Genomic DNA, 23,091 nt, shown 5'->3' with positions numbered 1-23,091 from the left:
TGTGTAAAAAAGCAGGTAGCTTTTAATAGCATAAAAACAATAATAGAAATGAAAAAATATACAATATTAGTTTGTTTGTTCTTCGCTAGTTTTTTGTTTCATCAAACAGCTAATGCTCAGTTTGGTGGTATGTTAAAAAAAGCTAAGCAAAAAGTAACAAAAAAAATAACAAAGAAAGCTTCTTCATCAATAGAAAAATCAGCTACAAGTTCAACTACTAATTCAACGTCAAATACTAACGAGTACTCAGACGAAGAGTTTAAAAAAGAGTTAGCTAAAAAGTATCCCAACGATAAACAAAAGCAAGATTTTTATTTTAAAAAGTATAAAGAATATCAACAAAAACAGGCAGCAGAAAAAGAAGCCTTGTTAGCTAAAGAAAAAAGTAAAGGTAAAGAAGTAAATAAAATTCCTTCACCAATTGAAAGTAGTGAAAATGATAAATTTAAAGACAATCAAATTTATGTATTAAACAGAACAAAGTTTAAAAAAATGCCTGCTTATGATGGTGGTTTTTCAGATAAAATGGAACTGTCTGGTTACTACCATCTATCACAATACTTTGTTAGAAATCCAACAAATCATTTTGATAGAGATCCAGGTGATATTTACGAAGGTTTTTCTATTGAGTACGACCCAGCATCATATCAGTTAAATGCCTATTTTTCACCAAACCAAAAACGTTACGGTGTTGTTCCTGAGAAGTACAGAAAATCTGCCGATAAAGGTAATATTCAATTTCAATTTGGAATGGGGGGTGGACCAGAATGGACGAATACAAATGTGCTTTTATTGGAGCCAGGAGTATTATTAATTGGAGCAGCGGTATATCATAAAAATGATAATGTTGGTCATAAATGGATGAATAATGCCCAACCAAAACAGTTTGTAATTGCGGCAAAAGATCCAGAAAAAATTAAGAAGTATTATAAAAACCCTGAAGTAACTTCTCAAACAACTTTTGCTAAGTTTGATGACTTACGTAAAGATTGGTTAGGAGCAAAGTTAAATAGTGTAACAATGCCAGCTAAAGGAAGTTTTGATAAAAATTCAGCAATTAAAAGAGCAGCTGTAAGTGGATTGAATAAATATTATGGTAAAATGAGTATGCAAAATATATATCAATACATGACATCTAATAGATGGTCAACTGTAAAACATAGAGTAACAGGAGTACCTTTGTATCAATGGGCAGTTGGGGCTGTTGTACAGAAAAATACTGGCGGAAAATGTATGTTGCAACAGTTTATAATAAGAAAAGACTATACTGGGGGCGGAAAATATGGAAGTCCTTTTTTTAATGGAATTAACAGAGCTAGTGTTAGAGCTCCTTATGGTGGGTATGTAAAATGCAATGCTAAACCTAAAAACTAAATAGATACTTTAAATTAAGAATCGTTGTAAAAGGTGGTGTTTTGCGTATTATTGCATAACCACCTTTTTATTGTAATATTAAATTTGTGAAAAAAACGTTTTATATACTAATTATCATTTCATTTTTTGTTGAAAATATATTTTCGCAAGAACCTTTTTATACACAATTTACATCTGATGATGGATTAGTGTCTTTAGCAAATTATAATATTATACAAGATAAAGATAACCTAGTTTGGGTTGGAGGCGAACAAGGATTGTTTTATTACAACGGTAAAAAGTTTCGACAAGTAAAAAAAACGATTGCTACCACAAAAAGTATTTTTAATTTACAAATAGATAATGAAGGCCAAATTTGGTGCTCAACCATTTCAGGACATATTTATAAGGTTATAAACAAAGAACTACACTTGTTTAAAGATTTTTCTAATGAGTTAAAAGGAACTTATGCGCATTTAATAGTGATGCAAAATGATGTTTTTTTTATATCACAAAGAAAAAGTTATCAGGTAGATAAAAAAACAGCATCAATTAAAAAAAACTTAAATGCGCATGTTTCTAAATTTGTAAAAACAAAGAATGGCTTTTTTTATTACAACTTAAAAGAAACTAATACGATAACGCAAGTTTATGAAAAAGAAGGAAAGCCTATTTTTAAAAAAATAAACTTTGATATAGAAAAGAACTGTTTAGATGAGGGAAAATTTCAAATGCTTCAATGGTTTAATGATGTTGTTGTAAAAGTAGATAAAGAAGAATTTAAGGAATTTTCAATTAACATACATACTCGAAAAATTAATAGAGTTAAGTTACCTAAAGCCCTTAAAAAAGCTCAAGTTTATAACACTAAAAAGTTTAAAGAAAATTGGATGCTAACATCAAAAGGTATTTTTATAACTTTTGATAATGAAAAAGCTGATAGTACTAGACAAATTTTTAAAGATTATCATATAACTGATGTTTTAAAGGATAATGAAAATAACTATTGGCTTACCACACTTCAAAATGGTGTTTTTGTTGTGCCAAATTTAGAGATAACAAAAAAAAGTTTTTTAGGAGTAAACGAAGATATTATTTCAATTGAAATTATAGATAAAGATCGTTTATTATTAGGTACTCAAAATGGTAATTTAATTGATTATAATGTGCAAAATAACAGTCATAAAATTATAAAGTTAACTAACCAACGCCCCGTAAATAGAATTAAATATAACAAAACACTTCAAAGAGCATACATAAGTACCAACGGAACCAGTAGCTATATTTATGATTTAAAAAAGTTGAAAGTTATTAATCTAGGAGAGCAATTTACTACCGCAAAAGGTTTTGCACAAATAAACAAAGATTCACTGGTGTATTTATCATACCGTCATGCTGTTATTTATACCCACCTTTCTAAAAATAATAATAAATATACCGTTTTAGAAAATAAAAGACCAATAAGCACTCATTACGATTTAAAAAATAAACTTATTTATGTAACTTATATTGATGGGACAGTGGTTTATAATAAAAAACTACAAACTATTCCTGTGAGTTATCAAAATAAACCTATTATTTTTTCAGAATATACCCAAACTATTGATGGTGAAATATGGGCAACAGCAAGAAATAAAATTTTAAAGCTAGCAGCAGGAAAAGTTACTGATAGCATAACGTTTTCAAATGGATTATTAAAATCTCAAATAAAAGGAATTTTAGGAGAAGGTAATTTTTTATGGATTGTAACAGAAAAAGGGATACAAAGATACGATACTGATAAACAGCAGATAAAAACAATCAATTTAACAGATAAAAGCACTTTAAAGTTTAAATCTCCCGTAATACAAAACGGTTATTTGTGGATAGCAGGTAATAATTTCTTATGTTCAGTAAATACCGCTATTTCAGAGCTAAAACAGCCAAATTTAGCTCCGTTAGCTTATATAAGTAATATTAAAATTGGTGGAGTTGAACAAGAAATTAAGACAAAATACAAATTACCATATAAAACTAATGATATTACGTTTAATTTTAACGCTAATGGTTTTAAAGCTAGTGCTAAGAATGTTTTTCAGTATAAACTTTTAGGTTTTAATACAACGTGGCAAACATCTGAGTTGAATGATGATGTGGTAAGGTATATTGGAATTCCATCAGGAAAATACGAGTTTTTGCTTAGAACCAAAAGCATAGGTGGAACTATTGGAGAAGAAAGTAAAGGTGTTAAAATAATTGTACAAAAACCTTTTTGGAAAAACTGGTGGTTTATTATAATAGTATTTTTAATAGCTGTTTTAGGAGTAATAATATATTACCAAATTAAGTTAAAATGGAAAGAGGAAGAAGGAGAGCGAGAATTAGAAAAAGTAATTTTAGATAGTAGAATAAGTAAGTTAAGGTTAGAAAACTTACGTTCACAAATGAATCCTCATTTTATTTTTAATTCTTTAGGAGCTATTCAAGATTATGTAATGAAGAATGAAAAATATTTAGCAAGCGATTATTTGGTTAAATTTTCTCGTTTAATAAGAATGTATTTAAACCACAGTAGAGTTAATCTAATATCACTTAAAGAAGAACTTAACTCGTTAGATATATATATAGCTTTAGAGCAATTACGATTTGAAAATAAATTTAAAGTACATTTTTTAGTTGATAAAAAAATTAATAAAGAAGATTTTGAAGTTCCCCCATTGTTTATACAACCATTTGTAGAAAATGCAATAAAACATGGACTCGTTCATAAAAAAGATCAAGGAAATTTAACGATAATAGTAAAAAAAGATATAAGTAATACTCTAATTATAATTATTGAAGATGATGGTATTGGGCGAAAAAAATCATCAGAAATTAATAAAAAAAGACAAAGGCATAAGTCTTTTGCGGTAAATGCTACTCATGAGCGAGTTGCTTTGTATAAAAAAGAAAATTTATTTGATATTTTAGTACATTTTACAGATAAAGAGGATGAATATAATAATGCCACAGGAACAATAGTAACACTAAAAATAAAAAGAATTTAATAATGAAAGCTTTAATTATTGATGATGAAACAAAAGCACGTAGTGTAATGAAAACGATGCTTACTGAGTTTTTTCCTGAAATAAATAGTGTTATTACAGCAAATAATTTAGTAAACGGAGTAAAATCAATCCGTGAAAATAACCCTGATATTGTTTTTTTAGATATTGAAATGCCTGAATACTCTGGTTTAGAAATATTAGATTTTATTTCTGAACCTATAGAGTTTCAATTAATTTTTATAACAGCATATCAACAATACGCATTAGAAGCATTAAAATTATCGGCAATAGATTATTTGGTAAAACCTATTGATAGAGAAGAGTTGCGAGTAGCTATAAATAAAGCTAAAATAAATATTAATCAAAAGAAAGTAACTGCACAATTTTCAGAGTTAAAAAAAGCAATTCAATCATTATCGTCACATAAAATAGCTTTAGAAGTACCGGGAGAAATTATTTTTGTTTCGCATGAAGATATTTTATATTTAGAAGCAGATGGAATGTATACAAAAGTGTATCTAGCGAATAAGGAAAAACAACTAATATGTAAACCATTAGTTTACTTTGAAAATCAACTTCATAATAATAATTTATTTTTTAGGTGTCATAGGTCTTTTTTAATAAACCTCCACTATTTAGACAAGTTTGTAAAAAAAGATGGCGATTTTTTACTGATGCGAAATCATACAACGATCCCTATTTCAAAAACAAAAAAGCAAGAATTTTTAAAAATTATAAAAGAAGTGTTTTAGATTTGTAAAATGCAATTTTATCAAAAAGAAATTCAATTACCAGTATTTACTAGAGGTTATCATTTAATTACTGATGTTTTAGTTGCTGAAATACCTGAAATAAAGAGTATTAAAATAGGACAATTTCAGGCATTTATAAAACATACCTCTGCAAGTTTAACGATTAATGAAAATGCTGATCCAACGGTTCGGTTAGATTTTGAATCGCATATTAATAAAATGATTCCTGAAAACATGCCCTATTATAAACACAATTATGAAGGAGCAGATGATATGCCTGCACACATAAAAAGTTCTATGTTGGGTTGCCAAGTACAAATACCAATAACTAACGGAAAATTAAACCTAGGTATGTGGCAAGGTGTTTATTTAGGTGAACATAGAAATTACGGAGGAAACAGAACAATTGTAATTACCATATTTGGAGTTTAATGAAGTATCATAAATTCAATTTTTTTAAATACACGTATTGCGAGTTTGAATCTCGGTCAATAGATTTTTTTAAAGATAAATCAGCACATTATCAAAGTAAATCGGGTAGTTTGTATTTTTATACAGACGAAGGGGTTTACAGATATTCAAACCATTGGGGACGTGTAGCAAATTGTCGTTGGAAAATTAAAAATATTGAAGATTATAAAAGTCAAAATTATTACGTAGGTTTTGCCAAATGGAGCGATTTTTACCCGTTAAATGATACCGATAAAGTGTTTTATGTAATCGTAGATTTTTTATTAAAACAAGCAAAAATCCAAAGAATTAATAAAAATGAGGGAGGAAATGGAAATTTTTTAATGACATCAATATTAGCACATCAGCGGTTAAAACAAATTAATACCTTATTTAAGGAGCATAAATGGGCACAATATTTTGATGAAGACATTGAGCAACTAAGAAAAATATTAATAACAAATTTAGTTGCCACAACTAAAACAATACAACAATTAAAAAGAGAATTGTAGTTTTAGTAAACACTATTAACCCCTACGCTAAATCCAAAACGAATTTCACTTTCACTACCAAGCCTTTGAATAGCAATTTTACCTAAAGCAATTTTACCAAATTCATTATTGGTAATTTCTTCATCATTTAAAAATAACTGTCCCGTAAACTGCTTTTTAGTATTGTACTCGCTTTTATCTTTTTTGTTTTGGTACACATTAATAGATAAAATATTGTTTTTATCGGTGTAACCACAAAAAACACCATAATTATCCCAAAAAATATAATTATTACTTTTAGTAAGTTCTCTATCAGGTTTTCCTAAAGCGTTAATTAAAGTATCGTATTTTGTAGGAAAAGAAATAGGTTTTTTATTAATAAAAATAACATCAGTATCGCATTTAATAATTAAATTTTTTACTTTTTTCTTTTTAAAAAAATTAAACATAATAGCGTATTTTTATTAAGTGATTACTTTTGTTAAGTTGCATGCAAATTTAAAGAATAAAACTCAACTTTTCGTTAAATTTGCTAATCTGAAACAAAATCATTTAAAATGAATATACCTCAAACAAGTTTTCCTCGAGTCGTGATTATAGGGGGTGGATTTGCAGGACTGGCAGCTGCAAGAGGATTAGAAAAACAAGAACTTCAAGTTGTTTTAATAGATAAACATAATTACCATACTTTTCAACCATTATTATATCAAGTAGCTACTGGTGGCTTAGAGCCCGATAGTATTGCATTTCCGTTGCGTAAACGTTTTAATGATGTAGAAAATTTCTTTTTTCGTTTGGCAGAAGTAACTAATATTGAAACAGATAAAAAAAACATTGAAACAACTATAGGAAATTTAGAGTATGATGAGTTAATTATAGCTACAGGATCTACCACTAATTTTTTTGGGAATACGAATATTAAAAAATATGCGATGGAAATGAAATCGGTTCCGCAAGCATTAAATATTCGTAGTTTGGTGTTAGAAAATTTTGAAGAAGCGCTGTTAGAAACCAATTTACAAAAACGAAGCGCTTTAATGAATTTTGTTATTGTTGGTGGTGGGCCAACAGGTGTTGAGTTAGCAGGTGCATTGGCAGAAATGAAAAAAGGAATTTTACCAAAAGATTACCCTGATTTAGATATCCGATTGATGAAAATAAATTTGATTCAAAGTTCTGGCGAATTGTTAAAAGGAATGAGTAGTAAAGCATCAGAAAAAGCAGAAGATTTTTTAATAAAATTAGGCGTTGATGTTTGGAAAGATCTACGAGTTTTAGATTATGATGGAGTAACGGTAACAACAAATGGCCATGATAATTTTAATGCAGAAACTGTAATTTGGGCTGCAGGAGTAAAAGGAAAAACAATAAATGGCTTACAGCAAGAGTGTATTGTTGAAAGAGCAAGTAGGTTTAAGGTTGATAAATATAATAAGGTAATAGGTTACAATAATATATATGCCATAGGCGACGTTGCTTGTATGCAAACCGAAAAATATAAATTTGGACATCCAATGATGGCGCAACCTGCCATTCAACAAGGAATATTATTAGCAAAAAATATATTAGCGAAATTTAAAAGTAAAAAACTTAAAGAATTTAAATATAATGATAAAGGAGCGATGGCTACCATTGGTAGAAATAAAGCGGTAGTAGATTTACCTAGATTAAAATTTCAAGGTGTTTTTGCTTGGTTTGTGTGGATGTTTGTACACCTTTTTTCTTTAATAGGTTTTAGAAATAAAGTAATTGTTTTTATGAATTGGATGTATAATTATATTCGTTTTGATAGAGAAACAAGGCTTATTATAAGACCTTATAAAAACAAAAATAAATACAGTTTTAAAGCGTAAGAGATGAGTATTACAAGAAATATTAAATGCCCCGAATGCGGATTGTTTAATACGAATAAAGAGTATTGCGAAAATTGTAATACGCTAATTTCTCATGAAAAAAAACGAGCTTTAAAGCAAGAGGCTTTCAAGAAGTATGAAGTAAAGAAGGCGAAGCATAAAATAGATAACCCTAACTTAACAGAGCGTTTAAAAAAACATCCTTTCTTTTTATATAAAGCTATTGGTTGGGTATTATATTCTGCATTTTTAGTGATTAGTTTAATCGGAGGAGCATTAGCTTGGTTTATAGCAATGGTTGCAGCTGGTTAAAATGAAAAAAGCAATATATGTTTACTTTGTGTTTTCATTGTTTTTAGGAACAACTGTGTATTTTGCTCAAAAGTTAAAATTATCACTTCCAAAAATTATTAATTTTTATCTGAATGATTTTTTAATAATCCCAATTTTGTTAATTAGTTGTTTAATTTTTTTAAGATGGAGTAAGCAAAATAAAAACTATCAAATACCTATTTGGATTGTTTTATATATTTGTGGTTTATATGCGCTGTTATTTGAGTACATATTACCTAAATTCCATCCACGGTATACCGCTGATATAATAGATGCGGTTTTGTATTTTGTAGGTGGTTTTGTATTTATGGTTCTTCAAAAAAAAGAGTAAAGGTAAAAATGACTTCTGAAAAAATAACTTCAAAAACAGTTGTAAGAATAAGTAAGGCGATTACTTATATTGAAGAGCATTTACAAGAAAAATTAATTTTAAAAGAAATAGCATCAAAAGCATATTTTTCTCCATTTCATTTTCACCGTCTTTTTTCAGTTGTAACTGGCGAAACATTAAATAATTTTATTGTTAGAAAAAGAATAGAAAAAGCCGCAGCATTTTTATTGCACAAAAAAGAAATGTCGGTTACAGAAATTTCAGAAATGGTTGGGTTTACAAGTTTATCTTCTTTTTCAAGAGCATTTAAAAAATTTTATAGCATGAGTCCTCTTGAATTTAAGAAAGAAAGTAAACATAAGTTTAGCAAAATTTGTAAAATAAAAAGCAAGAACGGACAAATGGAAACGTATTTTGAACAATATATTTGTAATGTAAATAACGCTTTAAAATGGCTAAAAATGAATGCAAATACTGAAGTTAAAATTGTATCCGAATTACAATTAGCGTACATAAATCATCAAGGAAATATAAATTTAATTAGCCAAACCTATGGTAGGTTAATGCAATGGGCTTTTCCTAGAGGGTTAATGGAACAAGAAAATTTAAGAATGGTAACCATTTATCACGATAGTCCTAAAATAACAGCTCCAGATAAAGTACGTATGAGTGCTTGTATGACTTTAAATAAGAAAGTAGAAACAGCAGGAGAAGTAAATTTAAGAACACAAGCAGCATTAAAATGTGTTGTTTCTCGTTTTGAAATTACGGTTAACGAATTTGAAAAAGCATGGGAAAGTAGTTTTGTTTGGATGAGTGAACACGGTTATAAAAAAGCAATTCAAGATCCGTTTGGTATTTATTATAACAATCCAGAAGAGCATCCAGAGAAAAAGTGTATTGTAGATATTTGTATACCTGTAGAATAACTAAAAAGGTCTTTCATTATTTTATGAAAGACCTTTTTAGCTAAATTAGCTTTCTAAAATTAGTGATGTTTTTTTTGGCCTCCGAACTAATGTCTGTGCCATTATCAGTAAACCAAGCATGGGTTGTTCCTAGGTAGTTCATGCCTAAATAATTTGCACTTTCAATAAAAGGCATTTCAAATCCGTTTTTTAAATCGTTAGCACCAGAATTACTTATCATTGCCATGTTTTTTCCTCGTAATTTTCTGCCTAATTCTTTTTTATAATGTAAAAGGTCAGACATTCTATCAAAAAAAGTTTTTAAAACTCCGCTCATTGCATACCAATATACAGGAGTAGCAAAAATAATAGTATCATACTTTTCAATAATCATTTCCATTAAAGGAATAAAATCATCATTAGCATTACTAAAATCGTACTCAAAAGCACCAATTTTTTTAGTTTTTAAATCAATAATATCAAAATCATTGTTTTTATTTAAATAGTTAACAACGGTATTTGTATTACCGTTACTTTTTGAACTTCCTTGTATAATTACTTTTTTATTCATTGGTTTTTATTTAGCGTATAAATTTCAGAATTTATATAAAAAAGATATTTAATATTTGATTGTAAAAATTGATGATTATCAAGAAAAAATCAATCGTAAAAGGAGATATTTTTTGTATTTTTATGCTATAAATTAACTTGAATAAATGAATGTAGATACCTATAAGTTTTTTAACGAAGCAACATTAACAAATTTTAAAACAAAAGAAGTTGATGAAGATGCTAAAAAGAAACTTAAAAAAGTAAGAAAAGAAATTAGTAAACTACAAGGTACTATGTATGCCGAAGGTAAATACAGTATGTTAATTTGCTTGCAAGGAATGGATACTTCAGGAAAAGATAGTTTAATTCGTGAGGTATTTAAAGATGTAAATGCGCGTGGAGTAGTGGTACATAGTTTTAAAGTGCCTACAGATTTAGAGTTAAAACACGATTTTTTATGGAGACACTATATAGCGTTACCTGCAAAAGGAAAAATAGGAGTGTTTAACAGAACACATTACGAAAATGTATTGGTAACAAGAGTGCACCCTGAATATATTTTTGGAGAAAATATACCTACAGTTAAAAGTTTAGATGATTTAAATGATGAATTTTACCATGCTAGAATGGATAGAATCAATCAATTTGAAAAACATATTTCAGACAGTGGTACCATTATTTTAAAGTTCTTTTTAAATGTATCAAAAGATGAACAAAAAAACAGGTTGTTACGTCGTTTAAATATTCCAGAAAAAAACTGGAAATTTTCTTCAGGCGATTTAAAAGAACGTAAATTGTGGGATAAATATCAAGAGTGTTATCAAGATTTATTAAATAGAACATCAACAAATTATGCACCTTGGTATGTTGTGCCTGCAGATGATAAACCTACAGCACGATATATTGTAGGTAAAACAATTTGTGAAGCCTTAAAAAAGTACGGTTTTAAAGAGCCAACATTAGCACAAAAGGATTTAGATAAAATAAACGAGTTTAAAGCTCAGTTAAATAACGAATAATTGCCAAAAAAGATGGAATTAAACTTAACAAAACCAATTATATTTTTTGATTTAGAAACCACAGGAATCAATATAGCAAAAGATAGAGTGGTAGAAATATCAATATTAAAAGTATTTCCAAACGGAAATAAAGAAAGTAAAACATGGTTGGTAAATCCAGAAGTAGCGATTCCAAAAGAATCGTCAGAAATTCATGGAATAACCAACGAAAAAGTAGCTAATGAACCAACTTTTAAAGAATTAGCACCAAGTATAAACGAAATGATTACAGGTTGTGATTTGGCAGGATTTAATTCAAACCGATTTGATATCCCGCTTTTAGCGGAAGAATTAATGCGTGCAGGCATCGATTTTGATATGAAAAATAGAAAAGCGATTGATGTTCAGGTAATTTTTCATAAAAAAGAACAACGTACCTTAAGCGCTGGTTATCAATTTTATTGTGGAAAAGAATTAGTAGGAGCCCATGGTGCAGAAGCTGATACTAACGCTACCTATGAAATTTTATTAGCACAGTTAGACAAATATGACGACATTGAAAACACTGTTGATGCGTTAAGTGAATACTCAACACACGGTAAAAGAGCCGATTTTGCAGGTTTTATTTTGATGAATGATAAAGATGAAGAAATTTTTTCATTCGGTAAATATAAAGGACGTACAGTAGAAGAAGTATTTAAAGAAAACCCAGGGTATAATGCTTGGATACAAAATGCCGATTTTCCGTTATACACCAAAAAAGTATTACGTGAAATTAAAGAACGCATGGCGGTACCTAAAAAGAAAATGTCTGACAAAGAAAAATTAGAAGCTTTGCAGCAAAAATTTAATTTAAGGTAATTTTTAGTATCAAATTAAAAAAGAAAAAAATGTTTACAGAATATAATAATTTACCAAACAATTCAAGAGTTTGGATTTATCAAGCGGACAGAGAGTTTACCATAGAAGAAGTAGAATATATTTGTGCCAAAGCCATCCTTTTTATTGATAATTGGACACGACATGGCGATGATTTAAAAGGATCATTTACCATAAAATACAATCAGTTTTTAGTATTAGGTGTTGATGAAGGTTTTAATAATGTGTCAGGCTGTTCAATCGATTCATCAGTGCGTTTTATACAAGAGTTAGAAAAAGAACTTCGAATTGATTTAATGAATAAAATGAATGTATCTTTTAAAGATGATGAAAATATTAATGTAGTAAAACTACCCGATTTTCAGCAATTAATAAAAGACAAAAAAATAACATCAAAAACTACCGTGTTTAATAATATGGTAAATACCAAAGAAGATTTTGAAACCAACTGGGAAGTAACTGCTGATAAAAGTTGGCACAAACGATTTTTGGTATAACAATTGATTTTAAATATTGTGAAGAGCAATATTATTTTGAAAAGAGAAGAAAAAAATAGATGAAAAAGATATTTATCATAATAGCGATAGCTTTTATACAAACATTGCAGTCGCAACAAATAGATCCGTTGTTAGCAAAGGATACAGAAAATCAAAAAATATGGGTAGATAGTATTATGAATAATATGTCGATTGATGAAAAAATTGGACAGTTATTTATGATACAAGCCTATTCAAATAAAGATAAAAAGCATGAAAATTTTATAACCAATATGCTTACAAAATATCATGTTGGAAATGTTATTTTTATGCAAGGTACTCCTGAAAAACAGGTTGCTTTAAATAATAAATACCAATCAATAGCAAAAGTACCATTGTTGGTTGGTTTTGATGGTGAGTGGGGATTGGATATGCGTTTAAAAAACACCTATCGTTTTCCTTGGAACATGACTTTAGGAGCAATTCAAGATAATGAACTGTTAGAAGCAACAGGAAAAAGAATAGGAGAACACTGTAAAAGAGTGGGAATTCATATAAATTTTGCTCCGGTAGTAGATATTAATACAAACCCTAAAAATCCAATTATAGGAAATAGATCTTTTGGTGAAAATAAAGAAAATGTAACCCAAAAAGCAATCGCTTTTACCAAAGGTATGCAAAGTGTAGGAGTGTTGGCAAACGCAAAACATTTTCCTGGGCATGGAGATACAGCTGCCGATTCACATCATACTTTACCAACTATTAATTTTAACGAGCAACGATTAGATTCAATAGAGCTATATCCATATAAAAAAATATTTAAAGAAAGTGTTGCTAGTGTTATGACCGCGCATTTAAGTATTCCTGCATTAGAACCTAATAAAAAATTACCGTCATCATTATCAAAAAATGTAGTTACAACTTTATTGCAAGAAAAACTAGGTTTTAAAGGGTTGATAATTACTGACGGATTAAATATGAAAGGAGCTGCTAATTACTCAACACCAGCACAAATAGATGTGGCAGCAGTTTTAGCAGGGAACGATATTTTATTAATTCCACAAGATGTTCCTGGTTCGGTAAGATTACTAAAAAAAGCTTTAACTGAAGGGAAATTAACAGAAGAGCGATTAGATTATTCAGTAAAAAAAATATTAAAAGCAAAATATTTAGTTGGTTTAAATTCATATAAATCAATTGAAACAACAAATATTTCAAAATACATTAATTCGCCTTATGATGAGGTTTTACATCGAAAATTAATTAAAAATGCAATTACAGTTGTAAAAAATAAAGAAGCTATTTTGCCTATTAAGAATTTAAAAGACAAAAAAATAGCTTACGTCGCTTTAGGAGATGCGAAAGGCGGAGCTTTTGTAAAGATGTTAAAAAATTACACATCAGTTGATGTAGTTTCAGATAAGTATTTAAGTGTACTGAGCCAAAAATTAAAAAAATATAACTTGGTTATTGTAGGTTTTCATAAATCTAACAAGCATCCATGGAAAGGGTATAAATTTTCGAACAAAAACTTAGTTTGGCTACAAGAAATAGCAAAAAATAAGAAAGTCATTTTAGATGTATTTACAAGTCCGTACAGTTTGCTACAAGTAAAATCGTTTGAAAATATTGAAGGAGTTGTGGTATCATATCAAAATAGTAAATTATCGCAAGAATTATCAGCGCAAGCATTATTTGGCGCTTTTGATATGAAAGGAAAATTACCAGTGTCTATCAAAAATGAATTTAAAGAAGGAACCGGTGTTTTTGTAAAAGAAACGGGTGTTTTTCAATATACAATTCCTGAAGAAGCGGGAGTTTCATCAGAAAAATTATCAATAATTGATAAACGGATAGATACTATTTTACAAGAAAAAATGGCCCCAGGTGGTCAAATTTTTGTTGCTAAAAACGGAAAAGTTATCTATAATAAAAGTTTTGGATACCATACATTAGCAAAAAAAAAAGCAGTAAGAAACTCTGATATTTATGATTTAGCTTCTTTAACCAAAATATTAGCATCTTTACCTATGGTAATGAAAGCCGAAGAAGAGCGAAAGTTAAGTTTGTATTCTAGTTTAGGTGATATTTTACCAAGGTATAAAGATTCTAATAAAGATACGTTGCTAATAAAAGAATTATTGTCTCATTATGGGCGGTTACGTTCTTGGATTCCTTTTTATATGAATACAAGAGATGAAGAAACAGGAAAAAATTCAGTAAAATATTATAGAAAAAAACGAACAGGTAATTTTAATATTAAAGTAGCCAGAAATTTATATTTAAATAAAAGTTATAAAGACTCAATATATAAACATATTGTAGATTCTGAACAACGAAAAAGAGTCGGGTATAAGTACAGTGATTTAGGTTATTATATGATAAAAGAAATCATAGAAAAGAAATATAAAAAACCACTTAACAAGTTAGCAAATGATTTTTTTTATAGCTCTTTAGGTGCTAACAGAACGAGTTATTTACCACTTAGAAAGTTTAGAAAGTCAGAAATAGTACCCACTGAAAGAGATACATACTATAGAAACCAATTAGTACATGGTTATGTGCATGATATGGGAGCGGCTATGCTTGGTGGAGTAGGAGGGCATGCCGGATTGTTTTCAAATGCAAATGATGTTGGTAAAATAATGCAAATGTATTTGCAAGAAGGAACCTATGGAGGCACAAGGTATTTGGCAGCAGAAACTGTACAAAAATTTAATAAACGTTATTATGAAAATAAAAAAGTACGTAGAGGTTTAGGGTTTGATAAACCACAACTAAACCCTAAGGTAAAAGCAACTTGTGGTTGTGTTTCAGATAAAAGTTTCGGTCACAGTGGTTTTACAGGAACTTATACGTGGGCAGATCCTGCAACTGATATTGTATATGTCTTTTTATCTAACAGAATATATCCTACAATGCGAAATAGAGGATTGGTAAAAAGTAACATACGTACCAAAATTCAAAAAGATATTCAAGAAGCTATTTTGATGTCGGAGTAGTACTTAATTTGGTGTAAATAAGTACTATTAGTATTGATGTAGTTAAGTAAATAAAAGCCATTTTATAATCTGTATAATAGCTAATAAGTAAACTTTGCAAAAGGTAAAATAAAGGAAAGAGCACGATATTTAAAGCAAATCTAAACGTGTCGATAAATTCTATTTCAGTTATCTTTTTACTTATTAGCTTCCAAATTAAATAAGGCACTATACTATTTATAATTAGTATATAAAATAAGAAAGAAACGTAGTTTTTACTACGTTTTTTTGCTTTTATAAATTGTGTTGTTTTAATAATTTTGTTTACATAATTAACATATGTAAAGTCTATTTGTGCTTTATTTAGTTTTTGTAAGCTAGCGTGATATTCTTCATTGTTGTTTATGTGAACACTTAAACTTTCTAATTGATTTGTTACTTGTTGTTTTATTGTTTTTACAGATTTAGTAATGTTGTTTTTATCATAATAAGTATTAGCTAAAATAGGTTTTCCGAAGTTTAAAGTAACTTTTGAGGGATAAGAGGAAGCATTTTGATATGTGATTCCTACAGGTATAATATGTATTTTAGTAGTAGGGAAGTTATCTAAGGTGCCAAAAACAATTCGAGTAAAACCTTTACTTAAGGGTCGTATAAATCGATCTTTACAATGACTGCCTTCAGGAAAAATAAGTAACGTTTTGTTTTCTTTTAAAATAGTTTGGCACTTGTTAAAAATTTCTTCATTTTTAGAAAGTTGTTTTATCCCATCTCTTATGCGATATACAGGCATCATGCCTAATAAATCGAAAAAATAAGCTAAAAATCGATTATTAAAAACAGCAGCTCTAACCAAAAAATGAGTCTTTCTCTTTATATGTGTTGCGATAAATAAAGGGTCAATTAAGCCATTTGGGTGATTAGCAGTAAAAAGAACAGCTTCGTTTTTAGGAATGTTTTCTAAGCCCAAAACAGTTGTTTTTTTTGAGTAAAAAAACAAACCTGTTTTCACGTATACTTTTAATAAATAATATAAAAATGTTCTCATATACTAATTTTTTCTTCCCCAATAAGTTGCAAGTATCATTCCTGAAAAAACGTCCCAAATACCCCAAAAAGCAGCGAGTAATGCCATGCCACCAAGCCCTTCAAAGAAACCAAAAATTAATAATAATCCCAATCCGCCATTTTGAATTCCAGTTTCTATAGCAATTGTTTTGCTATCAGCCTTGTTTAAACCAAAAATTTTAGCAGTAAAAAAACCAAGAAAATAAGCTAAAACATTGTGGAAAATAACTAAAAATAGGACTAAATGAATATAATTTGTGAAAATAGTTAGGTTTTGAGAAAAAGCAATTACAATTAAAATAATAAAAACAGTCATAGAAAGTGGTTTTAATATCTTTTCTGTTTTTTCAGCCATTTCAGCATGATAATGTTTTATAATCATACCAATTATTAAAGGAATTCCTAGTATTAGGGATACTAGTTTAAATAATTCGAAAGGATTTAATTCAACCGTTTTTAAAATTGTATTTGTAGGTTTGTATAAACTTCCCCAAAAATGTAAGTTTATAGGAGTCATAAAAATACATATTAATGTAGCAAAGGCAGTTAAACTTACAGATAAAGCGGCATTTCCTCCAGCCATTTTACTAAAGAAGTTAGATACATTTCCGCCAGGACAAGCAGCAATCATCATCATTCCTAAAGCAAAACTAGGATGTGGTTGTATTAAAATAATTGCAATAAATGTTACAGCAGGTAACAAAATAAATTGTGATAACACACCAACAAAAACAATTTTAGGTTTTTTTAAAAGACGTTTAAAATCGTCTATTTTTATGCCCAATGCAACACCAAACATAATAATAGCAATTGCAATGTTTAGAAGCCATAAACCATCTGTATCAAAATTTATTTTAATACTGTCTATTTGTGTGTTATTAATGTTTAAAAGCATATTCAATAATATTTGCTCCCATTTTTAAAGATTTCATCCTTATTTCTTTCGGGTTGTTGTGAATTTCAGCATCTTCCCATCCATCACTTAAATCACTTTCATAATCATAGAAAATAATTAATCGATTTTTATAAAAAAGCCCCAAGCCTTGAGGAGGTTTTTTATTGTGTTCATGAATTTTAGGCATGCCTTTTTTAAAAGAAAATGTTTGATTATAAATTGGGTGGTTATTAGGTATTTCTTGCAGTTTTAATGTTGGAAAAACCTTTTTTAACTCTCTTCTTAAATACTTATCTAGGCCATAATTGTCTGATATATGTATAAATCCGCCAGAAATTAAGTAGTTTCTAAGGTTTTTTACATCGTTATCAGTAAAGAATATATTTCCATGACCAGTAACAAAAACAATTGGATATTTATTAATGGTATCATCTTCTAAAGTAACTGTAGCAACCTTTTGGTTAACCGCAGTATTTATATTGTTATTACAAAATTGTAGTAAATTAGTTAGTGAGGTAGGGTTGGCATACCAGTCGCCACCACCGTTATATTTTAAAACAGCAATTTGTTGAGAAAAAATCACTGAATAATTTATAAGTAAAAAAAATAGTATAAAGCTTTTCATTAGGTAATTTAAGTTATGAAAAGCAAGATAATAAAAGAACAATAAAAAAACACTAATATTACTATTAGTGTTTTTAATGTATAGTCTTCTTCTTTTTCAATATTGAAACGAGTTTCAATGTTTTTTTTTGAAGTTATAACTTTAAAAATAGAAAAACCCTTCAAAAATTCTCTAGCTTTAAATTATAGACTCTATTACAAATCTAAAAAAAGAATATTAAAAAAGAGTTCGAAAACGTCCAATCTGGGTGTTTCCGAACTCTTTTTTTTCTTTTATATATTAATTTTTTTGTTTTTTAAATTGTACAGGAGTACAGCCACATTGTTTTTTAAATACAGTATAAAATGTAGATTTTGAATTGAACCCGCATTCTAGCCCGATGGCAGTAATTGTGTAATTACTATAATCAGAGTCAAGTAAAAGCAACTTAGCTTGTTTAATTCTTTTTTGGTTTAGGTAATCTGTAAAAGATTTACGAGCAATGTTGTTAATAATTAAAGAAAGCGTACTAGAGCTTAGTTTGGTTTCATTAGAAAGTATCTTTAACGTGTATTTAGGGAGTAAAAATTTTTTGTTTTTTGTAATGAAGCTATCAATTTCTAAAAATTGTTTTTTTTGTTTTTCAGAAGGAGAATCTTTAGTGTTTATATCAATAGTTTCTGTTTTATTTTCATCTAAATCAATTAGTAATGATTTTCTAATTTTCTTACGTTCATTTAAAATTCTTATTTGTTGTAATCCTTGGTAACCTAGCCAATATATAAGTATAGTAGTGTATATTCTAAGCGGATAATATGAAAAGATGAACCCAGTATAGTTCATTTTTACTTTAATAATTAAAGCAATAATCCATAAAGTATAGCCAATAGCGGTTAACTTAAAAAAAGTAAACAACCATTTTAAATTGTCAAAAGAAGCTATTTTAGAAAAAATTCGCTCTTTTTTATGCAATATGTAAAATGAATAGATGAAAATAGAAAAAGAAACTACTAAACTAAAGATCTCTTCAAAAGAGGTGTATTTTTCATAAATATAATCAATGTCTACTTGTGGATAAACATCATCACGGCTTACCACGAATGTGATTTGAGTAATTATTATAACTAAAAATACAGGAATTATAATCTTTAAAATATTAAATGCTTTTTTTGATACATTTAAATAATTAATTAAAAACATATATAAAAATGGCATTGCTAAAAAATGCCAAGGTATTTGCAAATAATCTAAAGAAAATTTATGTTGAAATAATTGTTTTTCTAGTGCCCAAGATTGAATGTTATTTAGTGAAATCGATATTATTAAGAGGTTTAAATACAGCATACTTTTTTCTCTTCCATTTTTAGAACAAAAAAGAATAAAGCTAAAAGTAAAACCAATTAAAGCACTAAAGATTAAAAAAAAATTAAATAAAGTCGCTGAGTTCAATGAGGGATATTTTGAACGAAATATACAAAAAAAACAGTTATTGATTTATAAAAGCAATATTTTGCACTACATTTAAACCAGCTGTTTCTGTACGAAGACGATTTATACCTAACGAAATAGGTTTAAAATTAACGGCTAATGATTTTTCAATCTCTTTAGATGAAAAATCTCCTTCTGGACCAATCAAAATTGTGTATTTTGAATTTTTAGTAGCGATGTTTTTTAATGTTTTTTTCTCAATATTATCCTCACAATGTGCAATAAACACTTCTTCTGTAAAGGTTTGTTTTATAAAATCTGAAAATTTTATTGGAGCGTTAAGTTTGGGTAATGTAAATTGTAGTGATTGTTTCATTGCAGCTTGAATGATTTTCGACAATCGCTCAAGTTTTACAACCTTTCTTTCGGAATTATCACAAATGATTGGTGTAATTTCATCAACACCAATTTCGGTAGCTTTTTCTAAAAACCATTCTAAACGATCATTGTTTTTTGTAGGGGCGATTGCTACATGTAAATAATAATCTCTATTATTAGGTTTTTCTTCATACTTAATAACTTTTGCAAGGCATTTTTTGTCACTAGCAATAGTTATTTCTACAAAAAAAAGAAAACCACCACCATTAGTTATATGTAAAGTGTCACCTTCTTTTTTTCTTAAAACACGAACAATATGCCTGCTTTCTTCTTTTTCAAACTTGATTTGTTTGGTTTCAGGAGTAATATCTGGATTATAAAATAACTGCATTATAAATCGAGTTTATAGGTTCTTCTTCTTTTATGTATTGTTGGATTAAAATCTTTCCAAATTTTATGAATGGCTTCATTGTCTTCTAGCTCAGGAGTTCTAATACAATTTATAATCCCTTTTTTAGAAAAAGTGTCAGAATATTCTTTAAAAATAATGGCAAAAACCCCTTTGTTTTGATATTCAGGAGCTACTCCAATTAAATAAAAAGTAACATCTTTTGAGTTTTTACGGGCATTTAGTAAATGAAAAATACCAAAGGGAAAAAGTTTTCCTTTAGCTTTTTGTAAAGCTTTAGAAAAAGAAGGCATTACAATTGCAAAAGCTACTAGTTTGTTGTTTTTATCAACTACAAACTTGATGTACTCTGGGTTGATAAAACTTATGTATTTTTCTTTAAAATGCTTTACTTGTGCTGCTGAAATAGGTACGAATGTTGATAATTTAGCGTATGATTTACTAAATAATTCAAACATTTCATCAACATAAGGCATTATATCTTTGGTTGTAGTAAAATTTAAAGGCTTTAAGTTATATCTTTTTTGAATAATATTACTCGCTTTACCATATTTTACAGCATCAACATTTTTAAAAAGAAATTTGTTTTCTAAATATTCTTTTTCTTTTTTGTAGCCTAACTGCTCAAAATGTTTTGAGTAATACGGATGATTATACCATGTAATCATAGTACCAATATGGTCAAACCCATCAACAAGTACTCCTGTTTTATCTAAGTTGTTAAAACCAATAGGACCTTCAATATATTTTAAGTTATTTTTAAGACCAATTTCTTTAACTTTATTAAGTAATGCTTCTGTTACTTTAATATCGTCAATAACATCAAACCAACCAAAACGTATTTTTTTTATTTGTTGTTTTTCAACTTCGTAGGTATTAATAATCGCTATAACTCTCCCTACAATTTGTTGGTCTTTTAAGGCGATTAAAAAGGTTGCTTTTGCTTGCTCAAAAACAGGGTTTTTATCAGGGTTAAAACTATCAATTTCATCTTTGATAATAGGTGGTACCCAGTTTTTATTGTTCTTATAAAGAGAAAAAGGAAATTTAACAAATTGTTTCATTTCCTTTTTTGATGTTATTTCTTTGATTTTAATCATACAGCAAATGTAAGATTTTTAATTATCCTTCTTCTTGTCTTTTTCTTCTTCCTTTTTTAAATCTTCTTCTAGTTTTTTTATTTCTTTTTCTAGTTTTAAACGTTCTTCTTCTTTACGTTTTGCTTCCTTTAAAAGATTTTTTTCAATTTCTTGACGTTCTTTTTCTTTACGTTTAGCTTCTTTTTCTTCTTCTTTTTTAATGTTTTTTTCTAGCTTTAAACGTTCTTTTTCTTTTTTCTTAATAGCTTTTTCAGCATCTTTTTTAGCTTTTTTAGCGGCTTTCTTTTCAGCTTTAGTTGTTTTTTTCTTTTCTTTTATATCTTCTTTAACAATTACATCAACCAATGATTTAGAACGTTCTCTTTTTGGCTTTTCTACTGTTATTTTTTCTTCTTTTTCGCCTTCTTTTACAGTAACAGTATGTTTGTCTTTCTTTTTGAAAACACCTTTAATTTTATCAAACAAACGACCAAAAAAGCCTTTGTTTTCGGTGTAATTTGTAGGTTTTTGTTCTTCAATTTTATTACCAAATTCATCAACTTCTAAAAATTTGTCGCGATGCCTGTTTAATCTGTACGAAACTCCTATGCTGGTTTGAAAACCTATTTCATCCTGAATAAAGTTAGTTCTAACAGCTGCATTAAACTGCATGTTTTCGTTAAATAAATAAGCAGCACCAACACCAATATTGTTTTTACGTTCGTATTTTTCAAAGGTATCTTGCCATTCAGCAAAACCAGACCAATAATCATTAAAATTATAAGTACCAGTTATAATGTATGAAAATTCAGAAAAATCAGTGCCTATATAATCATAATGAATATTGGTAACTAAATTTAATTGATTTGAAAATTCGTTTTGAAGTAAAATTCCTACTTTAGGGCTAATACCTCCTTTTTTATGAGGTGTGTTTAATATGCTTCCAAAGTTAAGTCCGGCATAGGCTCCAACATGCGGAATCCATCTTTTCCAATCAAAAGAATGCCTTGCTTTCCAACTTCTAATTTCTTCTTTTTTGTTATTATAGGTGGGTGTATATATTAAATACTTAGCGCCTAAAGTAAGCTGACCTAAACCAAATTTATTATATGAAGATTCAAAAACGTTTTTAAAAGCAATTTTATCGCTTTGAAAACTGGTTTTTAAGTTAAATTCTAACTTTTCAGAAAAGAAACTCGTCCTAAACATAAGTCCTAAACCTACTGCTTGTGGATTACTAAAAGTAGGTGTAGCATTTATATTTCTAAAAAACAGGTTGCTTTCAAATTGATAAACATCTGAACCAACACTATAAGGGCTTTCAGAAAAACCAGGCATATTTGAGTTTATAACCGTTGTGTACTGGGCGTTTATAGCCAAGGTTGAGAAAAAAGCAATAAATAAAAAAAGTTTTTTAATCATGTTATAAATTCAATTAATTCAATTAATACAATTAGTACAAACATACATAAAATACAAATTACTATATAATATAAGTTTTGTAAAGTCTTAACGCTTCCTTTTGCTTCAAATTGTTATTTTTGATTAATTTTTTATTAAAAGTTAAGATGACATATATAAATGAAGCTGGACCTATGAATTTTTTAAGAACCATATTAATAATTATACTTGTTTATTACGTGCTTAAATTTCTAGTAAAGTTATTTGCTCCTTATTTGTTAAAAAAAGCGGTAGATAAAGTTCAAAAGAAAGCAGCACAACAGTACAATAATCAACAAGAAAGTACTGTTGATGAAGGTAAAACTGTTGTAGATAAAAAGCCACAAACCACAAAACAAAGTAACAATTCGGTAGGCGAATATGTTGATTTTGAAGAAATAGATTAA

Annotated in this window: 23 protein-coding genes; 14 read left to right on the top strand and 9 right to left on the bottom strand. The window is 28.3% G+C overall.

The window, feature by feature from the left end:
* Positions 1-48 precede the first annotated feature (48 nt).
* The 5 genes from Q4586_RS11020 (at position 49) to Q4586_RS11000 (ending at position 6,093) form a co-directional block, all read left to right on the top strand.
* Positions 49-1,374, top strand: a complete 1,326-nt coding sequence (locus Q4586_RS11020; protein ID WP_303528995.1) for a hypothetical protein — start codon at positions 49-51, stop codon at positions 1,372-1,374.
* Positions 1,375-1,460: 86 nt separating this feature from the next.
* Positions 1,461-4,379 carry a sensor histidine kinase gene (locus Q4586_RS11015; RefSeq protein WP_303528993.1) on the top strand — a complete coding sequence of 973 codons (2,919 nt, stop codon included), beginning with the start codon at positions 1,461-1,463 and terminating at the stop codon, positions 4,377-4,379.
* Between the two features lie 2 nt (positions 4,380-4,381).
* Complete coding sequence (locus Q4586_RS11010; RefSeq protein WP_068706082.1) at positions 4,382-5,131, top strand: LytR/AlgR family response regulator transcription factor; 750 nt, start codon at positions 4,382-4,384, stop codon at positions 5,129-5,131.
* 9 nt (positions 5,132-5,140) lie between these two features.
* Positions 5,141-5,563, top strand: a complete 423-nt coding sequence (locus Q4586_RS11005; RefSeq protein ID WP_068706084.1) for a secondary thiamine-phosphate synthase enzyme YjbQ — start codon at positions 5,141-5,143, stop codon at positions 5,561-5,563.
* Positions 5,563-6,093, top strand: a complete 531-nt coding sequence (locus tag Q4586_RS11000; RefSeq protein WP_303528990.1) for a hypothetical protein — start codon at positions 5,563-5,565, stop codon at positions 6,091-6,093. The genes Q4586_RS11005 and Q4586_RS11000 overlap by 1 nt, the downstream gene beginning before the upstream one ends.
* 2 nt (positions 6,094-6,095) lie before the next feature.
* On the opposite strand, the gene Q4586_RS10995 is transcribed toward Q4586_RS11000, so the two are convergent.
* On the bottom strand, positions 6,096-6,521 hold the full coding sequence (locus tag Q4586_RS10995) for a DUF7738 domain-containing protein (protein WP_068706088.1): 426 nt from the start codon (positions 6,519-6,521) through the stop codon (positions 6,096-6,098).
* A gap of 108 nt (positions 6,522-6,629) precedes the next feature.
* Between Q4586_RS10995 and Q4586_RS10990 the strand changes: the two genes are divergently transcribed.
* The 4 genes from Q4586_RS10990 to Q4586_RS10975 are packed head-to-tail and all read left to right on the top strand — an operon-like array spanning position 6,630 to position 9,518.
* On the top strand, positions 6,630-7,925 hold the full coding sequence (locus Q4586_RS10990; RefSeq protein ID WP_303528989.1) for an NAD(P)/FAD-dependent oxidoreductase: 1,296 nt from the start codon (positions 6,630-6,632) through the stop codon (positions 7,923-7,925).
* 3 nt (positions 7,926-7,928) lie between these two features.
* Entirely contained in the window at positions 7,929-8,237 is a 309-nt protein-coding gene (locus tag Q4586_RS10985) for a hypothetical protein (RefSeq protein WP_068706091.1), read from the top strand.
* A 1-nt stretch (position 8,238) separates the two neighbouring features.
* Complete coding sequence (locus tag Q4586_RS10980) at positions 8,239-8,589, top strand: hypothetical protein (protein ID WP_068706093.1); 351 nt, start codon at positions 8,239-8,241, stop codon at positions 8,587-8,589.
* Between the two features lie 8 nt (positions 8,590-8,597).
* Complete coding sequence (locus tag Q4586_RS10975) at positions 8,598-9,518, top strand: AraC family transcriptional regulator (RefSeq protein ID WP_303528986.1); 921 nt, start codon at positions 8,598-8,600, stop codon at positions 9,516-9,518.
* Between the two features lie 40 nt (positions 9,519-9,558).
* On the opposite strand, the gene Q4586_RS10970 is transcribed toward Q4586_RS10975, so the two are convergent.
* Positions 9,559-10,068: a flavodoxin family protein gene (locus tag Q4586_RS10970; RefSeq protein ID WP_303528985.1), complete on the bottom strand. Its 510-nt coding sequence runs from the start codon at positions 10,066-10,068 to the stop codon at positions 9,559-9,561.
* 145 nt (positions 10,069-10,213) lie between these two features.
* On the opposite strand from Q4586_RS10970, the gene Q4586_RS10965 reads away from it, so the two are divergent.
* The 4 genes from Q4586_RS10965 to Q4586_RS10950 are packed head-to-tail and all read left to right on the top strand — an operon-like array spanning position 10,214 to position 15,404.
* Positions 10,214-11,068 (top strand): PPK2 family polyphosphate kinase, encoded by an 855-nt coding sequence (locus tag Q4586_RS10965; protein ID WP_303528984.1) that lies wholly within the window; start codon positions 10,214-10,216, stop codon positions 11,066-11,068.
* Between the two features lie 12 nt (positions 11,069-11,080).
* Positions 11,081-11,908, top strand: a complete 828-nt coding sequence (locus Q4586_RS10960) for a 3'-5' exonuclease (protein WP_068706103.1) — start codon at positions 11,081-11,083, stop codon at positions 11,906-11,908.
* A 29-nt stretch (positions 11,909-11,937) separates the two neighbouring features.
* Positions 11,938-12,423, top strand: a complete 486-nt coding sequence (locus tag Q4586_RS10955) for an ABC transporter ATPase (protein ID WP_303528981.1) — start codon at positions 11,938-11,940, stop codon at positions 12,421-12,423.
* A gap of 59 nt (positions 12,424-12,482) precedes the next feature.
* Positions 12,483-15,404 carry a serine hydrolase domain-containing protein gene (locus Q4586_RS10950; RefSeq protein ID WP_303528979.1) on the top strand — a complete coding sequence of 974 codons (2,922 nt, stop codon included), beginning with the start codon at positions 12,483-12,485 and terminating at the stop codon, positions 15,402-15,404.
* On the opposite strand, the gene Q4586_RS10945 is transcribed toward Q4586_RS10950, so the two are convergent.
* From Q4586_RS10945 to Q4586_RS10915, 7 genes are all read right to left on the bottom strand, one after another.
* Positions 15,385-16,431 carry a lysophospholipid acyltransferase family protein gene (locus Q4586_RS10945; RefSeq protein ID WP_303528977.1) on the bottom strand — a complete coding sequence of 349 codons (1,047 nt, stop codon included), beginning with the start codon at positions 16,429-16,431 and terminating at the stop codon, positions 15,385-15,387. The two genes, Q4586_RS10950 and Q4586_RS10945, sit on opposite strands and share 20 nt — an antisense overlap.
* 3 nt (positions 16,432-16,434) lie before the next feature.
* The gene (locus Q4586_RS10940) at positions 16,435-17,346 is read right to left on the bottom strand and encodes a bile acid:sodium symporter family protein (RefSeq protein ID WP_303528975.1); all 912 of its coding nucleotides are present in this window, start codon (positions 17,344-17,346) and stop codon (positions 16,435-16,437) included.
* A complete protein-coding gene (locus tag Q4586_RS10935) occupies positions 17,330-17,971 on the bottom strand; it encodes a DUF4159 domain-containing protein (protein WP_303528973.1) in 642 nt (213 codons plus the stop codon). Before Q4586_RS10935 ends, Q4586_RS10940 begins: the two co-directional genes overlap by 17 nt.
* A 279-nt stretch (positions 17,972-18,250) precedes the next feature.
* A complete protein-coding gene (locus Q4586_RS10930) occupies positions 18,251-19,294 on the bottom strand; it encodes a helix-turn-helix domain-containing protein (RefSeq protein ID WP_303528972.1) in 1,044 nt (347 codons plus the stop codon).
* A 142-nt stretch (positions 19,295-19,436) separates the two neighbouring features.
* Complete coding sequence (locus Q4586_RS10925; protein WP_303528971.1) at positions 19,437-20,147, bottom strand: 16S rRNA (uracil(1498)-N(3))-methyltransferase; 711 nt, start codon at positions 20,145-20,147, stop codon at positions 19,437-19,439.
* The gene (locus Q4586_RS10920) at positions 20,147-21,265 is read right to left on the bottom strand and encodes a GTP cyclohydrolase (RefSeq protein WP_068706119.1); all 1,119 of its coding nucleotides are present in this window, start codon (positions 21,263-21,265) and stop codon (positions 20,147-20,149) included. The genes Q4586_RS10925 and Q4586_RS10920 overlap by 1 nt, the downstream gene beginning before the upstream one ends.
* 18 nt (positions 21,266-21,283) lie before the next feature.
* Positions 21,284-22,666, bottom strand: a complete 1,383-nt coding sequence (locus Q4586_RS10915) for a transporter (protein ID WP_303528970.1) — start codon at positions 22,664-22,666, stop codon at positions 21,284-21,286.
* Positions 22,667-22,812: 146 nt separating this feature from the next.
* Here Q4586_RS10915 and Q4586_RS10910 point away from each other — a divergent pair, with 146 nt between their 5' ends.
* Positions 22,813-23,091 (top strand): DUF4834 family protein, encoded by a 279-nt coding sequence (locus Q4586_RS10910; protein ID WP_245662356.1) that lies wholly within the window; start codon positions 22,813-22,815, stop codon positions 23,089-23,091.

Source organism: Tenacibaculum soleae (assembly GCF_030549005.1).
GTDB classification, from domain to species: Bacteria; Bacteroidota; Bacteroidia; order Flavobacteriales; family Flavobacteriaceae; genus Polaribacter; species Polaribacter soleae.
The sequence above is the reverse complement of the archived record's forward strand: the minus strand, read 5'-3'. Positions and strand labels throughout refer to the sequence as shown.

Excerpts from the sequence above, each read along its gene's own strand:
- Q4586_RS11020 (WP_303528995.1), top strand. The coding sequence starts at position 49 with ATGAAAAAATATACAATATTAGTTTGTTTGTTCTTCGCTAGTTTTTTG.
- Q4586_RS11010 (WP_068706082.1), top strand. The coding sequence starts at position 4,382 with ATGAAAGCTTTAATTATTGATGATGAAACAAAAGCACGTAGTGTAATG.
- Q4586_RS11005 (WP_068706084.1), top strand. The coding sequence starts at position 5,141 with ATGCAATTTTATCAAAAAGAAATTCAATTACCAGTATTTACTAGAGGT.
- Q4586_RS11000 (WP_303528990.1), top strand. The coding sequence starts at position 5,563 with ATGAAGTATCATAAATTCAATTTTTTTAAATACACGTATTGCGAGTTT.
- Q4586_RS10995 (WP_068706088.1), bottom strand. The coding sequence starts at position 6,521 with ATGTTTAATTTTTTTAAAAAGAAAAAAGTAAAAAATTTAATTATTAAA.
- Q4586_RS10990 (WP_303528989.1), top strand. The coding sequence starts at position 6,630 with ATGAATATACCTCAAACAAGTTTTCCTCGAGTCGTGATTATAGGGGGT.
- Q4586_RS10985 (WP_068706091.1), top strand. The coding sequence starts at position 7,929 with ATGAGTATTACAAGAAATATTAAATGCCCCGAATGCGGATTGTTTAAT.
- Q4586_RS10980 (WP_068706093.1), top strand. The coding sequence starts at position 8,239 with ATGAAAAAAGCAATATATGTTTACTTTGTGTTTTCATTGTTTTTAGGA.
- Q4586_RS10975 (WP_303528986.1), top strand. The coding sequence starts at position 8,598 with ATGACTTCTGAAAAAATAACTTCAAAAACAGTTGTAAGAATAAGTAAG.
- Q4586_RS10970 (WP_303528985.1), bottom strand. The coding sequence starts at position 10,068 with ATGAATAAAAAAGTAATTATACAAGGAAGTTCAAAAAGTAACGGTAAT.
- Q4586_RS10965 (WP_303528984.1), top strand. The coding sequence starts at position 10,214 with ATGAATGTAGATACCTATAAGTTTTTTAACGAAGCAACATTAACAAAT.
- Q4586_RS10960 (WP_068706103.1), top strand. The coding sequence starts at position 11,081 with ATGGAATTAAACTTAACAAAACCAATTATATTTTTTGATTTAGAAACC.
- Q4586_RS10955 (WP_303528981.1), top strand. The coding sequence starts at position 11,938 with ATGTTTACAGAATATAATAATTTACCAAACAATTCAAGAGTTTGGATT.
- Q4586_RS10950 (WP_303528979.1), top strand. The coding sequence starts at position 12,483 with ATGAAAAAGATATTTATCATAATAGCGATAGCTTTTATACAAACATTG.
- Q4586_RS10945 (WP_303528977.1), bottom strand. The coding sequence starts at position 16,431 with ATGAGAACATTTTTATATTATTTATTAAAAGTATACGTGAAAACAGGT.
- Q4586_RS10940 (WP_303528975.1), bottom strand. The coding sequence starts at position 17,346 with ATGCTTTTAAACATTAATAACACACAAATAGACAGTATTAAAATAAAT.
- Q4586_RS10935 (WP_303528973.1), bottom strand. The coding sequence starts at position 17,971 with ATGAAAAGCTTTATACTATTTTTTTTACTTATAAATTATTCAGTGATT.
- Q4586_RS10930 (WP_303528972.1), bottom strand. The coding sequence starts at position 19,294 with ATGCTGTATTTAAACCTCTTAATAATATCGATTTCACTAAATAACATT.
- Q4586_RS10925 (WP_303528971.1), bottom strand. The coding sequence starts at position 20,147 with ATGCAGTTATTTTATAATCCAGATATTACTCCTGAAACCAAACAAATC.
- Q4586_RS10920 (WP_068706119.1), bottom strand. The coding sequence starts at position 21,265 with ATGATTAAAATCAAAGAAATAACATCAAAAAAGGAAATGAAACAATTT.
- Q4586_RS10915 (WP_303528970.1), bottom strand. The coding sequence starts at position 22,666 with ATGATTAAAAAACTTTTTTTATTTATTGCTTTTTTCTCAACCTTGGCT.
- Q4586_RS10910 (WP_245662356.1), top strand. The coding sequence starts at position 22,813 with ATGACATATATAAATGAAGCTGGACCTATGAATTTTTTAAGAACCATA.